11 protein-coding genes are annotated in these 13,001 nt (G+C 48.6%); 6 read left to right on the top strand and 5 right to left on the bottom strand.

Annotated elements, in window-relative coordinates:
- Window positions 1-189: 189 nt before the first annotated feature.
- The 5 genes from plsB (at window position 190) to holA (ending at window position 8,259) form a co-directional block, all read left to right on the top strand.
- Window positions 190-2,769 (top strand): glycerol-3-phosphate 1-O-acyltransferase PlsB, encoded by a 2,580-nt coding sequence (gene plsB, locus H4O21_RS16945; protein WP_182810063.1) that lies wholly within the window; start codon window positions 190-192, stop codon window positions 2,767-2,769.
- A gap of 112 nt (window positions 2,770-2,881) precedes the next feature.
- Entirely contained in the window at window positions 2,882-3,334 is a 453-nt protein-coding gene (gene gvpU / locus H4O21_RS16950) for a gas vesicle accessory protein GvpU (protein ID WP_182810064.1), read from the top strand.
- A gap of 780 nt (window positions 3,335-4,114) precedes the next feature.
- The gene (leuS, locus tag H4O21_RS16955; protein WP_182810065.1) at window positions 4,115-6,667 is read left to right on the top strand and encodes a leucine--tRNA ligase; all 2,553 of its coding nucleotides are present in this window, start codon (window positions 4,115-4,117) and stop codon (window positions 6,665-6,667) included.
- 36 nt (window positions 6,668-6,703) lie between these two features.
- On the top strand, window positions 6,704-7,222 hold the full coding sequence (locus H4O21_RS16960) for an LPS-assembly lipoprotein LptE (protein ID WP_182810066.1): 519 nt from the start codon (window positions 6,704-6,706) through the stop codon (window positions 7,220-7,222).
- Window positions 7,219-8,259 (top strand): DNA polymerase III subunit delta, encoded by a 1,041-nt coding sequence (gene holA, locus H4O21_RS16965; RefSeq protein WP_182810067.1) that lies wholly within the window; start codon window positions 7,219-7,221, stop codon window positions 8,257-8,259. Before H4O21_RS16960 ends, holA begins: the two co-directional genes overlap by 4 nt.
- A gap of 109 nt (window positions 8,260-8,368) precedes the next feature.
- On the opposite strand, the gene H4O21_RS16970 is transcribed toward holA, so the two are convergent.
- Entirely contained in the window at window positions 8,369-8,647 is a 279-nt protein-coding gene (locus H4O21_RS16970; protein ID WP_182810068.1) for a CBU_0592 family membrane protein, read from the bottom strand.
- A gap of 244 nt (window positions 8,648-8,891) precedes the next feature.
- On the opposite strand from H4O21_RS16970, the gene H4O21_RS16975 reads away from it, so the two are divergent.
- Window positions 8,892-10,025 carry an acyltransferase family protein gene (locus H4O21_RS16975; protein WP_182810069.1) on the top strand — a complete coding sequence of 378 codons (1,134 nt, stop codon included), beginning with the start codon at window positions 8,892-8,894 and terminating at the stop codon, window positions 10,023-10,025.
- Window positions 10,026-10,176: 151 nt separating this feature from the next.
- On the opposite strand, the gene H4O21_RS16980 is transcribed toward H4O21_RS16975, so the two are convergent.
- The 4 genes from H4O21_RS16980 to H4O21_RS16995 all read right to left on the bottom strand — a co-directional run bounded on the left by H4O21_RS16980 (window position 10,177) and on the right by H4O21_RS16995 (window position 12,994).
- On the bottom strand, window positions 10,177-10,785 hold the full coding sequence (locus H4O21_RS16980) for a HupE/UreJ family protein (RefSeq protein WP_255487348.1): 609 nt from the start codon (window positions 10,783-10,785) through the stop codon (window positions 10,177-10,179).
- Window positions 10,786-10,938: 153 nt separating this feature from the next.
- The gene (ureG, locus tag H4O21_RS16985; RefSeq protein ID WP_182810070.1) at window positions 10,939-11,586 is read right to left on the bottom strand and encodes an urease accessory protein UreG; all 648 of its coding nucleotides are present in this window, start codon (window positions 11,584-11,586) and stop codon (window positions 10,939-10,941) included.
- A gap of 111 nt (window positions 11,587-11,697) precedes the next feature.
- Window positions 11,698-12,417, bottom strand: coding sequence for an urease accessory protein UreF (locus tag H4O21_RS16990; RefSeq protein ID WP_255487349.1), 720 nt, complete (start codon window positions 12,415-12,417; stop codon window positions 11,698-11,700).
- Window positions 12,407-12,994 (bottom strand): urease accessory protein UreE, encoded by a 588-nt coding sequence (locus tag H4O21_RS16995; RefSeq protein WP_182810071.1) that lies wholly within the window; start codon window positions 12,992-12,994, stop codon window positions 12,407-12,409. Before H4O21_RS16995 ends, H4O21_RS16990 begins: the two co-directional genes overlap by 11 nt.
- Window positions 12,995-13,001 lie beyond the last annotated feature (7 nt).

Genomic DNA, 13,001 nt, shown 5'->3' on the forward strand with positions numbered 1-13,001 from the left:
ATAGCCTGAATCGATTTGCCGGTAATCTGAAAGACCGGTTGCCGTCTGTAGATAATGCATCTGCTTTTCGGATGTCGTCATCTGACATTATTTTTTAGTGTGCTGTCTTACACTATGACAAAGGCATGACTACAATGCCTGTTCATACTGTAAAGCCACTGACAGCCCTGTGACGGGATACGCCCGTTTATGGGCCTGAATACTTTTGCAAGCCTTCGGAAACTATACGAGATGATGCGTCCCGCCAGTTCTGTTCAGACCCGTAATTCCTTCAGCCAGAAACTCCGGCTTTTTGTCTTCCATATACTGGAAAGGCTGATCATGTTGCTGGTCAGGCCGGACTTTCACGGCATCCCCCCACAGGATCTGCCCAAACAGGGTGAAACAAAGGCTAAGCGCTGTTATGTTCTATCGGGAAAAAGTCTGTCAGAGCGCTTATTGCTGAACTGCATTACCCGTCGTTATAAGCTTTCCCGTTCAGAGCAGCCTTTAATCGTTGGGCCGGACATTACCACCCTGAAAGAGAGTGGCAGTTTTATTGCCCTGCATCGTACTCACTATGGACTAGGAGGCTTACCGCGACACACTGTTTCACCTCGCCTTATCCGAATTATGGCACATCTGCTGGAATATCCTGAGCAGGAGGTTGAACTGGTGCCTGTAACGGTATTCTGGGGGCGTTCCCCCGGACATGAGCAATCCGGTAACCGGCGTCTGTTTTCAGACCAACGGGGCTGGCTGCATCAGGCAATATGCCGGGTTCGGGATATTGTATTTCATGGCCGTCATACTCTGGTGCATTTTTCAGAATCCTTGTCGTTACGGGAGATGATTGCCAGCAGTCCGGAAAATGCATTGCTTAATCTGCATGTTCGTAAAACAGCCCGTTTACTACGGGTGCACTTTCGCCAGACCCGCTTAGGGGTCCTGGGGCCTGAACTACAGGATCGTAAACTGGTCATTCGACAGTTGGTACAGACTGCCAGTGTACAGGCTGCGATCAAACAGGCGATGTCTGAGCAGAATATCAGCACTGAAAAAGCTCAGGCTAAGGCCGTTCGTTATGCGGATGAAATCGTGGCTAATGTCTCGTTTAATGCGCAGAAATTTTTTGATCGTTTGCTCAGCTGGTTATGGAATCGTCTGTATGATGGCGTCACTTTACATAATATTGAGGCAGTACAGGATGCAGCCAGGCACAGTACTATTGTGTATGTTCCCTGTCACCGTAGTCATATGGATTATCTGTTACTTTCTTATGCGTTGTTTAATAATGGTCTGACGCCTCCCCATGTTGCTGCAGGGATTAATCTGAACATGCCTGTAGTCGGCTCTCTTTTGCGTCGTGGTGGTGCCTTCTTTATTCGCCGAAGCTTCCGGGATAATCCTCTGTACGCTACTGTTTTTGCAGAGTATCTGTTTTTGTTGCTGAATAAAGGCTATGCAACAGAGTATTTTGTGGAAGGCGGGCGCAGTCGTACCGGCCGTACTCTGGTACCTAAGCCGGGGATGTTATCCATGACAATCAGAGGCTGTCTGCGTAATCCCCACAGAAAAATTCAGCTGGTGCCAGTTTATATCGGTTATGAAAAGGTCGTAGAGGCAGGCACTTATCTGGGGGAGTTACAGGGTAAAGCTAAAAAAAGTGAATCGCTGATGGATCTGGTGTATTCACTGAAAACCCTGAAGCAGCATTTTGGCAAAGTCAGCCTGTCTTTTGGTAAGCCTCTGGAAGTGAATCAGATGCTGCAGCCTTTTATCGACAAGCATCCTCGCTTGTTGCCGGAGGATCGTCCAGACTGGCTGACTCAGGCTGTTACGGATCTGTCTGAACAGGTTGCGACAGGTATTAACGATGCAGCAACGCTGAATGGGGCCAACTTGTGTGCACTGGGTTTGCTGGCTTCCGGGCGTCACACGCTGGAAGAGAGTACTCTGAAAGGATTTATTGCCCTTTGTCTGAAGTTACACAATGAACTGGGTTACTCCGGCCATAGTCCGGCATGCCATGTATCACCAGACGATCTGGTTGCCGAAGCTGAAAAGCTGGAGCTGATTCAGAGGCTGGAGCACAGTTACGGTGATATGCTGCAGCTGAGTGACCAGCAAGCTCTGTTGATGACCTGGTATCGTAATAATATTCTGCATTTGTATGCTTTGCCTTCACTCATTGCTTTCTGCTTCAGTCATCAGCAGCAATGCTCAGAAAAAGAGCTGCTCAGTCGTATTGCTCAGTTTTATCCTATGATACGTAAAGAACTGTTCCTGCCCTGGCAAGAGGATGAACTGGATTCAGAAGTCAGACGCATTCTGGATTGGATGGTACAACAGACACTGTTGGTTCGTCAGGAGGGGATGCTGAGCCAGAATCCTGCTCAGCAGGAGAAAATCACTCTGCTGAAAATGCTGGCACGTCCTATTCAGCCAACACTGGAGCGAGGCTATCTGATGATTGCCTTGTTACTGCATCATGGCAGTCATCATTTTACGATTCAGGAGCTGGAACAGGAGAGTCAGACACTGGCGCAGCGTTTGTCTATTCTGCACGGTCTTAATGCCCCTGAATATTTCCATTCTCCCCTGTTTCAGCAATTAACAGAAGTGTTATTGAATCTGGGATATATTCAGTGTGCATCTGACAATAAACTAACCTTTAATCAAACCCTTATAGATTTATCGCAGGCGTGTCGTCCTCTGTTTGATCCGGCTATGAGACACAGTATTCAGCAGCTGACTCACAGGGAAAAGAGAACGGGCACACAAATCTGATAAATTCAGGTAATAACCCTATAATTCAGATATTTATTTCTGATAAAGCTGTGTTAGGATCAGAACGACTTATTACTCTACTACAGCGCAGGGTTGATTCAGGAGAATTCTGATGAGCGAAGCAATGGACAAAATGATCTCAAAAGATAAAGACTGGTTTCTGGAAAACCTGGTCACCACGGTAAATAACAGTGGTATGGAAATTGGCATTACCCTGCAGATGGACGGTTTTCTGGTATCCGGCTATCTGGTTAATGGTGGCAAATACTTCGACGGTTTCTCTGAAGAATTTGTAGGTGAAACAGCTGCCCACTTTGGTGAAGGCGAAGCGCTGGAAAGTATCAAGCAGGCGTTCCAGAAGTATGCCGGTATGTATGCGCCGAAACAGGGTGAAGAAGCCGCTAATGATACGGCTAACTATATCCACTTGCAGGATGCTCGTTTCTTTAATACAGCCGGTGCACCTATCCCTAACAACCGTGGCATGTGGTGGCGTGGTCGTATCTCAGAAGTCAATGGTTTTATTCTGGGTACACTGAATGCTCACGAAGGTGATGCTGAGTAAGCGTTCTCCGTAGATGTTCTGAATCTTTCAGATTCAAAAAACCCTGATATTACTATCAGGGTTTTTTTTCGCCGGTAGTCAGAGTGATTTGAACTCAGATCGCTGCAGAGTACATAAAGCAGGCTTTTTTCTGGCCATTTCAGTGATCGGGCAGATGGGAAAAATCTGCGCCGTGGGCCCGGTGAAAAGCTCAGGCGCAGTCAATTGAAATCGATTGAGTAAGAAAGAAAAAGGCTTCGGGCAAACCTTTGTGGGATGACAGCTCTCAGAACCTGAACCCGATCACTATTGCCCGATTAATCCGCCCGAAGCCAGACAGGGGTAAATGAATGTCCGCAGTAGTCATTCAGGAGCACCAATGTTTTACCTGCATCTCCTGACGTTCCAGCGCTTAATGAAGGACTAAGTGAGGATGTTAGCAGCAAAAAATAGCAGGAAAATCTGCCAGATTGTCACATGGGGCAAAGCGCCACATGTGGCAGAAAACCACATTGAATAAGAACTGTAATCAGGGTTGTTGCCTGTGACGCTTTGCAATCAGGAATACCTGAGTCAGACAGAGATGGATAACCGCTTAAGCACTACCTGTTGTCATCTGTCTGAGGTAAACTAGTCTGTTTTAATACCAGATAATACTCCGGGCTGGCAATGCGATCAGAGCAGGTTTCATCGTCCTGTTAAATAAGGGCTTTATACTGATCTGTGCAGATGCAATATCACCCGCCAATTTGTTAACCCTTCTGACCGGTCCGGTCAGAATTGCAAGGTAACCTGATAGCGATGGACGAACAGTACACTCCGCATAAAATCGAACAGGAAGCTCAGGCTTTCTGGGAAAAGAATCAGTGTTTCAAAGCGGTAGAAGATGCGAACCGCGAAAAATTCTACTGCCTGTCTATGTTCCCGTACCCAAGTGGCAAGCTGCACATGGGTCACGTGCGTAACTACACCATTGGTGATGTACTGTCCCGCTATCAGCGACTACGTGGTAAAAACGTGCTACAGCCTATGGGCTGGGATGCTTTTGGTCTGCCTGCAGAAAATGCAGCAATCAAGAACAACGTAGCGCCTGCTAAATGGACCTACGAAAATATCGATTACATGCGTGACCAGCTGAAGCAACTGGGCTTTGCTTACGACTGGGATCGTGAAGTAGCGACTTGCCACCCGGAATACTACCGCTGGGAGCAGTGGTTCTTCACTCGTCTGTTCGAAAAAGGTCTGGTCTATAAGAAGACCTCAGCGGTGAACTGGTGTCCGCACGATATGACCGTACTGGCCAACGAGCAGGTAATCGATGGCTGCTGCTGGCGTTGTGATACTGAGGTTGAGCGTCGTGAGATCCCTCAGTGGTTCCTGAAAATTACCGATTACGCTGACCAGCTGCTGGACGACCTGGATAAGGTTGACTGGCCTGAGCAGGTTAAAACCATGCAGCGCAACTGGATTGGTAAATCCCGTGGTGTTGAACTGCGTTTCGGCCTGAAAGACCGCGCAGAAGAGCTGGAAGTCTTTACCACTCGCCCAGACACTCTGATGGGGGTCACTTATGTGGCGGTAGCCGCTCAGCATCCTCTGTCTCTGGAAGCGGCTGAGAACAATGCTGAACTGGCAGCGTTTGTTGAAGAGTGCAAGCACACGAAGGTAGCTGAAGCCGATATGGCGACGATGGAGAAAAAAGGTATGCCTACGGGCTTTACCGCGATCCATCCGCTGACCGGCTGTGAAGTGCCTGTGATGGTGGCTAACTTTGTACTGATGGATTACGGCTCAGGTGCTGTTATGGCGGTTCCAGGTCACGATCAGCGTGACTGGGAATTTGCGACTAAATACGGTCTGACTGTTAAGCGAGTTATTAAATCACCAGATGAAGCAGCATTTGAAAATGCAATAAAAGATGGGACAGGCAGAATTCATGATCCATTTAATAAAGAACCATCTTCTCCTGAAGATATTGCATTTTTTAACGAAGCGTTAAAACAAATCAGAAACTGTCCATACTTGGAAAAAGATGGCATTTTGGTTAACTCTGGTGAGTTTAGCGGTCTGGAATTTGAAGCAGCGTTTGATGCGATTGCGGCTAAGCTGGAAAGTGAAGGCAAAGGTAAGATCACCATCAACTACCGCCTGCGTGACTGGGGTGTATCCCGTCAGCGTTACTGGGGCGCGCCAATCCCTATGATCAGCTGCGGCAGCTGTGGCGATGTACCGGTACCAGAAGATCAACTGCCAGTGGTACTGCCAGAAGACGTTGATTTCGACGGCGTAGGCTCTCCGATTAAGAAGATGCCTGAGTTCTACGAAACTACCTGTCCTAAGTGTGGTGGCGCAGCAACCCGTGAAACCGATACCTTCGACACCTTTATGGAGTCGTCCTGGTACTACGCCCGTTACGCTTGTCGTAACCAGAACGAAGCGATGCTGGATTCCGAAGCGGATTACTGGACCCCGGTAAACCACTATATCGGTGGTATTGAACACGCGATTCTGCACCTGCTGTACAGCCGTTTCTACCACAAGCTGCTGCGCGATGAAGGCCTTGTGAATTCTGATGAGCCATTCCAGCGTCTGCTGACTCAGGGTATGGTGCTGAAAGATGGCAGCAAGATGTCCAAGTCCAAGGGCAATACCGTTGACCCGCAGGAACTGATTGAGAAGTATGGTGCTGATACCGTGCGCCTGTTTATCATGTTTGCGGCACCTCCGGAGCAGTCTCTGGAATGGTCAGACTCCGGTGTAGAAGGTGCAAACCGCTTCCTGAAACGTTTGTGGAAAATGGTTCAGTCTCACGTAGACGCAGGTCCTGTACCGGCACTGAATCCTGCTGCTCTGAACGATAAGCAGAAAGAACTGCGTCGTAAAACCCATGAAACTATCGCTAAGATCAGCGATGATATGGAGCGTCGTCTGACCTTCAATACTGCGATTGCTGCAGTGATGGAGCTGAGTAATGCCATCTCTAAAGTCAATGACTCCAGCGATGAGATGCGTGCTGTCCAGCATGAAGCGATAGAAGCTTGTGTCGTGATGCTGTCACCTATGGTTCCACACCTGGCACATACTCTGTGGCAGATACTGGGTCATGAAGATGCCGTTATTGATGCGGTATGGCCTGTTGTGGATGCAGACGCACTGGCTCGTGACTCTATTCAGATGGTGGTTCAGGTGAACGGTAAAGTGCGTAGCAAGATCGAAGTGGCTGCCGATGCACCAAAAGATGCTGTTGAGGAAGTTGCCATAGCCGACGAAAAAGTGGCTAAATTCCTGGAAGGTGTCACCATTCGTAAAGTCATTGTTGTACCAGGAAAACTGGTTAACATCGTGGCTAACTAAATAAACCCTTAGTAAAATAAGGATTTGCATTCTGTGATGCTTAGGACTATAACTAAGGGGATAGCAGCAGTTTTACTGGCTTTAACCGTCAGTGGCTGCGGCTTTCAGCTACGAGAGTCAGCCGGTTTTCCGGCTGAACTCTCGCCGCTCTACCTCTCGCAGCAACAAGATACCGTATACACTTCTCTGTTAACCCGCCTGCAGCAAGGTGGTGTTGAATTAACAGATCAGCAAAAAGCCGCAAAATGGCGCTTATGGCTGTCCGGTGTTCGTCATAGCAAGCGTCAGGTGACTTATACTTCGGGTGCCAGCAGTTATGATCTGCAGGGAGAAGTCGATTATCAGCTCATGGATGCTGCAGGTAAGGCCGTGATTCCTCCACGCACTTTGCGCAGTGAACGTACTTACACCAGTAACGAAAGTCTTTACAGTGAAGCCAGCGATATCGCTGCACTTCGTTATGAGATTGAACGGGACCTGGCGCGTCGGATCAGCCAGCAGCTGAGTAAAGTGAAGTTGCCGACAAAAGATGATAACCCGGCTCGGGAACCATGAAGGTTTTTGCAGATAAACTGCCTGAACAATTGCAGTCTGGTATGAAAGCGATTTACTTTGTCGCAGGTGATGAACCCTTGCAAATGCGGGAAGCCTGCGATGCAGTACGTGCTGCTACACGGGCTATTGGTGCTGAAGAGCGTGAAGTACATCATGTTGATAGCAGCTTCAGATGGTCCACTTTGCATGATGCCAGTGCCAGCATGAGTCTGTTTTCCAGCCATAAGCTGATAGAGCTTCATCTGCCTTCTGGCAAACCGGGACAGGAAGGTAGTCAGGCCTTGCAGGCTTACGCGAAAACTATCTCTGATAATAAAGGCCGGAGTGATAATACTCTGCTGATTATTTCAGGTAAGCTGGAAGGCTCTGCGACTAACAGCAAATGGTTTAAAGCGCTGGATGCTGTTGGTGTATATGTTCCGGTCTGGCCTGTGGATGCTCAGCGCTTACCAGGCTGGATCACCCATCGCCTGAGAAAAGCCGGTTTTCAGTCAACGCCAGAAGCAGTTTCTCTGCTGGCCCAGCGAGTGGAAGGTAATCTGCTGGCCTGTGATCAGGATATTGAAAAACTGCGTCTGCTGTACCCTAATCAGAATCATCTGGATGATCAGGCTATTCTGAATGCGGTGCATGACAGCTCCCGTTTTGATGTCTTTACCCTGACTGATGCTCTGTTGCAGGCTAATCCGGTGCGCACCAGCCGTATTCTGGCTGGACTTCAGGGGGAAGGCGTTGAACCTCCGATTCTGCTCTGGGGGATTACCCGAGAACTTCGACAGCTGATTACTCTGAAACATCGGACGGATCAGGGGCAATCGTTTGATCGTATCTGTCGAGAGCTTCGCATCTGGGATAAACGTAAACCCCTGTATCAGAAAGCACTGAATACTCACTCGGCTAAAAAATTGCATACTCTGCTGATGCAGGCTGAGCAGGCAGATCGCTGTATTAAAGGCCTGGAACAGGGTAATACCTGGTTTCTGCTCAATCAACTGTGCCTGGCATTCAGTGGTTTTAAAGCACTTCCTCAACACTGATACGTTTTTATCTGGCTTTCCTGCTATGCCTTATTCAACAGGCATCTGCCCGGAGCAGAGGCCTGTTTCGCGATATGAGCGACTTCTCAGATAATGTTCAGGTCAGGGCTCAGCCGGTTTGTCCGGTAGCGGGAGAGTTATCTCTTTTTCTGGAAAAATGGCGCACAATACCAATCAGGCTGATTGCTATCCAGAACAACTCAATAATTACAGAAGACAGATTCCAGCTCACCATCAGCGAGATCAGCAACAGAATAGCGCCGGTCAGGTTAAGCAGTGAATAACGAATATCATGACTGTTCAAACGCTCTGTCTGTAATAGATAAAACGCCAGCACAACCAGAAACACCCCAAGGTTCCCTACCAGATCAAACCATGTATAACTCATTGCATTTGCCTTTATTCAGACCGAAAAAAAGCCCCCGTCTGTCTATGACATCAGGAGGCTTTTACACGTTATAGCGGAGCTTATTTTCAAATGCAAGATTTTTATTTGTTACGCAAACAGGATTGGATCTATTTATTAATTGAATACTGCATGTATTAATCCTGCGACTAAATATTAATTATAGGCTCAGCAGTACTATCGATAGAATTTCATAAAACTTTGCACATCTTCGGGGAATTGTACATTGAAGATATCTGATTTTGCAGATGCTACAGATAATAACTTTAACCTGATCAGGCTGATCTGTGCCTGGTTTGTAATTGTATCCCATTCATACCCTCTGGCTCTCGGAGCAGAGAATGATACTGGTGATTTGCTGGCTCGTTTAACTGGCTTACCCCTGAGTCATCTTGGGGTGAGTATCTTCTTTATAATCAGTGGCTTCCTGATTGTTAGAAGCGCAATAACGGGGTCCGGTTTCCTGTCTTATGCAATCTCAAGGGCTATCAGGATTTTTCCGGCATTGATCGTAGCGATACTGCTATCGGTGGCTGTGCTGGGACCTGCCGTGACATCGTTATCCCTTGAAGAATATTTTTCCCATCGGCATACATTAGCCTATCTGGCTAATAATATATGGCTGTTTGATGGTATGGTTCAGTACCAGCTGCCTGGTGTATTTAATGAAAACCCCTATCCGAATGTCGTGAATGGTTCGCTCTGGACTTTACCAATTGAAATTCAGATGTATATCGCAACTGCAGTGGGGATATTCAGTATCAGAGTGCTGTTCAGAAAAAACTACCTGTTAATTTATAAAATAGTCGTGCCATTTCTGACTGCTGTTCTGATTATGATCTGTTATCAGGTTCCCCGGGAATGGATGATATCAGTAGCTCCTGTGCTACCTGATACACTTAAGCTGGCCGCCACCTTTGGTATTGGTTCGTCATTGTATGTACTTCGGGAATATATACCTCTGAAAGCCGGCATATTGCTGGTATTAGCATTGTTTTATCCTGTTGCCGGGAGTTTAAATCTGATGGAGCTTTATATCACCTTACTACTGGCTTACAGTGTTTTCTGGCTGGCCTATATCCCATCCGGAGCTATTCGTCGCTTTAATTATCTTGGCGATTATTCCTACGGACTCTATATCTACGCTTTTCCGGTTCAACAGTTACTGGCTCATTACACTACGCTGTCTGTTATAGAAATGATTATTAGCACTACTTTTATTACTCTGGCTATTTCGGTTATCTCATGGCATTGGCTGGAAAAGCCTGCAATCAGCCAGAAGAAAAATGTTATCAGGCTGTGTCTTAACGTTAAGGGGGGAATTCGGATTGGCAGAAAAAAATCAGTAAGCGAAGTCTGACGCTTAAGTTCACCGTTCATTTACCTGATTACAGATGCAGTAAGCGCTCTGACGGAAGAAAGGTCTTTTCCAGTTGGCTATAATGACTTCGGCAAATAAAAAGCCCCCTGATGACATAACCATCCGGGGGCTTTATCATATCAGCAGATGATTATGCCGCAACCATGATCAGGCCTGCGGCGGCAATTGCACCACCTGCGATACGAGTTGCCATTTCTGCTTTAATCTTCACACTGGCTTTTGCCAGAACAATACCCGCGCCATGCAGTGCTGCTGTCGCCAGAGCAAAACCAGCACCGTAAGCCAGACCACTGGCTTCCAGAGGCATTTCTGTACCGTGTGCTGCACCGTGGAACAGAGCAAAACCGGCAACCAGAGCGGCACAAACAGCCGGGCTGAATTTAACGGCGAAAGCCAGCAGAATACCCATAGCGATCACAGACAGCATGATACCGCCTTCAACGAAAGGTACTGCTACACCGGATACTGCCAGTACGCCGCCCAGCAGCATAGTCACAACAAACGCTGCTGGTACCGCCCACTGCGCTTTACCGCCCATACGTGCAGCCCAAAGACCAACGGCGACCATCGCCAGCAGATGATCGAGACCGCCCACCGGATGGCTTAGCCCTGCCATAAAACCAGATACTTCGTGACCACTGTGGGCCATTGCTGTAGCAGGCATCAGCATTGCTGCTGCCACTGCCAGTTTAGATCCTGTGCTTTTCATTGTACGTGTAACACCATGAAACGTTGTCATAATAAATTTTCCTGAAACAAGGATTGATGATATTCATCCGCTAATCATCCTGCGGCAGTGCGATTATTTCCCGGTAGCAATATATTCCGGGTTGCGCAGCTCAGTACTGTTCTCTGATCACGCTAATCCTGCAAAAGACCGTTAATACCGTAATCAGACGACAGCCTGTGCTGGTGGTAACTCTCTGGCCTCTAACATACCTTCCGTGACGATAAACTGAATAATATCGTCCAGCCCTTTGGCTTCTTTCAGGTTTGAGAAGATATATGGCCTTGAACCACGCATCTTGCCCGCGTCTCTGTCCATGACGTCAAGAGAAGCTCCCACAATAGGAGCCAGATCCGTTTTATTAATAATCAGGAGGTCTGAACGGGTAATACCAGGTCCTCCTTTGCGGGGGATTTTATCACCTGCCGAGACATCAATCACATAAATTGTCAGATCAGACAGCTCAGGGCTGAATGTCGCGCTCAGGTTATCGCCGCCGCTTTCTACAAACACGACATCTAATGCGCCATGGCGGTCAACCAGCTGATCAATAGCCGCCAGATTCATGGAAGCATCTTCCCGGATGGCGGTATGAGGACAACCCCCGGTTTCAACACCGATAATACGATCAGCACTCAGGGCTTTGTGTTCAGTGAGGAATTTTGCATCTTCCTTGGTGTAGATATCGTTGGTGACTACGGCAATATCGTAGTGATCACGCAACGCGGCGCACAGTGAACGCAGCAGTGCCGTTTTACCTGAACCCACCGGGCCACCCACACCGACGCGTAATGTTTGTTTTGGTTTGGTCATAAGATCTCCTCGTTTTAATTTTTTATCTGACTCTGTGTCGTTCTGATGCCTCCCGGCTGTAGCTACCGGCTGCTTTATCTGTGGTTATCCCACAGAGTTCTATAGCAAGGATCAGGAACGAAAGAGTCGGGAATACATATGTTCATGTTGAGAGCTGGCGATGGCTAAAGCAGGCAAGCCTGCGCCAATCTCCTCTTCAGAAATCTTTTCAGCTTGTTCGATGACAGCGGCCAGCTCCGGTTGCAGAGCGACCAGTAGCTGTTGTGCCTGTGTCTGCCCCAGTGGCACCAGCTTGGTGGCAGCCGCGATCTGGTTTTCCAGCCAGGACCAGAGAAAGCCGTTGGCTGCCGCCCGATAGGGGATCTGCCAGAGTGACGCGGCCAAAGCGAACAGGCAGACAAAGCTCACAGGTTCACTTTTGATGAAGGGCTGGGTCATCTGCAGGCTGTTCATCAGTCGTATCAGAGCTTCGCCCATGGCAGTATCCGTCAGGGTCAGCTCATGGGTTTCCCGACAGGCCAGTGTCAGCTCGTTGATGCGTTTAAGCTCGTGCCAGTCTTCCTGAACGCAGGCCTCCATCGACAGCCTGAGCAGAGGAATATCCGTACCTGCAAGGCCCAGATACAGCTGTTCCCGTACCCAGTGCTCCACCTGATCCGCTTTACGAATCCAGCCTGCGTCTATGGCGTACTCCATGCCGTGGGAGAAAGCGTAACCCCCCACAGGAAGACTGACCGAGGCCAGATGCATCAGGCGCACTAGGCTCAGATCGGTCATCGCTGGCGCTGCAGATCCTGCAGATCCAGAGGTGTTATCCAGCTCAGTGTTCATGGTGATGTCCGTGTCTATTACCATGAGATTTAGCATGGGAATGAGCATGTTCGTGGTTATGATTGTGCTCATGATCATGATCATGATCATGGTTGTGGGAGTGGCCGTGGGAATGTCCATGATCATGACCGAGAGAGTGACCGCCGAGGCCTTTAAAGTAAGCGCCGTTTTCTGGCACGAACACGGCGTCGGTATGCACGACAGTCAGCTCCAACAGCTCCAGCATCTCCTCCAGCACATGATCCGGTGTGATGCGCAGCCAGCGTTCACCGACCTGCAGCTTCACATGCCGGTTGCCCAGGTGGTAACAGGCGCGGGCAAAGGTGTGCCAGTCATCGCAACGGGCTTCGGTTACCGGCTCTACTGCACCTTCTACTTTCACAATCTTGCCGCAGTGAGATTTCAGATATTCGCCCACCTGAAGGGCGGTGCCCCGTTCCAGAAACACCCGGACTTCTTCACCATCGGTGCTGGTCAGGCGGAGGCGACCGCGATCCCTCTGCTCATGGTTCAAAGTCACTGTGGCGTAAATAGGGCCTTTTTTTTCGGTGCCCAGGCGTTCGTAAATTTCAAGCATCTTGGTT

The organism is Oceanospirillum sediminis, assembly GCF_014164585.1.
Classification (GTDB): Bacteria; Pseudomonadota; Gammaproteobacteria; order Pseudomonadales; family Halomonadaceae; genus Oceanospirillum; species Oceanospirillum sediminis.

Bases quoted from the DNA above. Each gene is read 5' to 3' on its own strand.
- gvpU (WP_182810064.1), top strand. From the start codon at position 2,882: ATGAGCGAAGCAATGGACAAAATGATCTCAAAAGATAAAGACTGGTTT.
- H4O21_RS16980 (WP_255487348.1), bottom strand. From the start codon at position 10,785: ATGACAACGTTTCATGGTGTTACACGTACAATGAAAAGCACAGGATCT.
- plsB (WP_182810063.1), top strand. From the start codon at position 190: ATGGGCCTGAATACTTTTGCAAGCCTTCGGAAACTATACGAGATGATG.
- H4O21_RS16995 (WP_182810071.1), bottom strand. From the start codon at position 12,994: ATGCTTGAAATTTACGAACGCCTGGGCACCGAAAAAAAAGGCCCTATT.
- H4O21_RS16960 (WP_182810066.1), top strand. From the start codon at position 6,704: ATGCTTAGGACTATAACTAAGGGGATAGCAGCAGTTTTACTGGCTTTA.
- H4O21_RS16970 (WP_182810068.1), bottom strand. From the start codon at position 8,647: ATGAGTTATACATGGTTTGATCTGGTAGGGAACCTTGGGGTGTTTCTG.
- H4O21_RS16990 (WP_255487349.1), bottom strand. From the start codon at position 12,417: ATGAACACTGAGCTGGATAACACCTCTGGATCTGCAGGATCTGCAGCG.
- leuS (WP_182810065.1), top strand. From the start codon at position 4,115: ATGGACGAACAGTACACTCCGCATAAAATCGAACAGGAAGCTCAGGCT.
- ureG (WP_182810070.1), bottom strand. From the start codon at position 11,586: ATGACCAAACCAAAACAAACATTACGCGTCGGTGTGGGTGGCCCGGTG.
- holA (WP_182810067.1), top strand. From the start codon at position 7,219: ATGAAGGTTTTTGCAGATAAACTGCCTGAACAATTGCAGTCTGGTATG.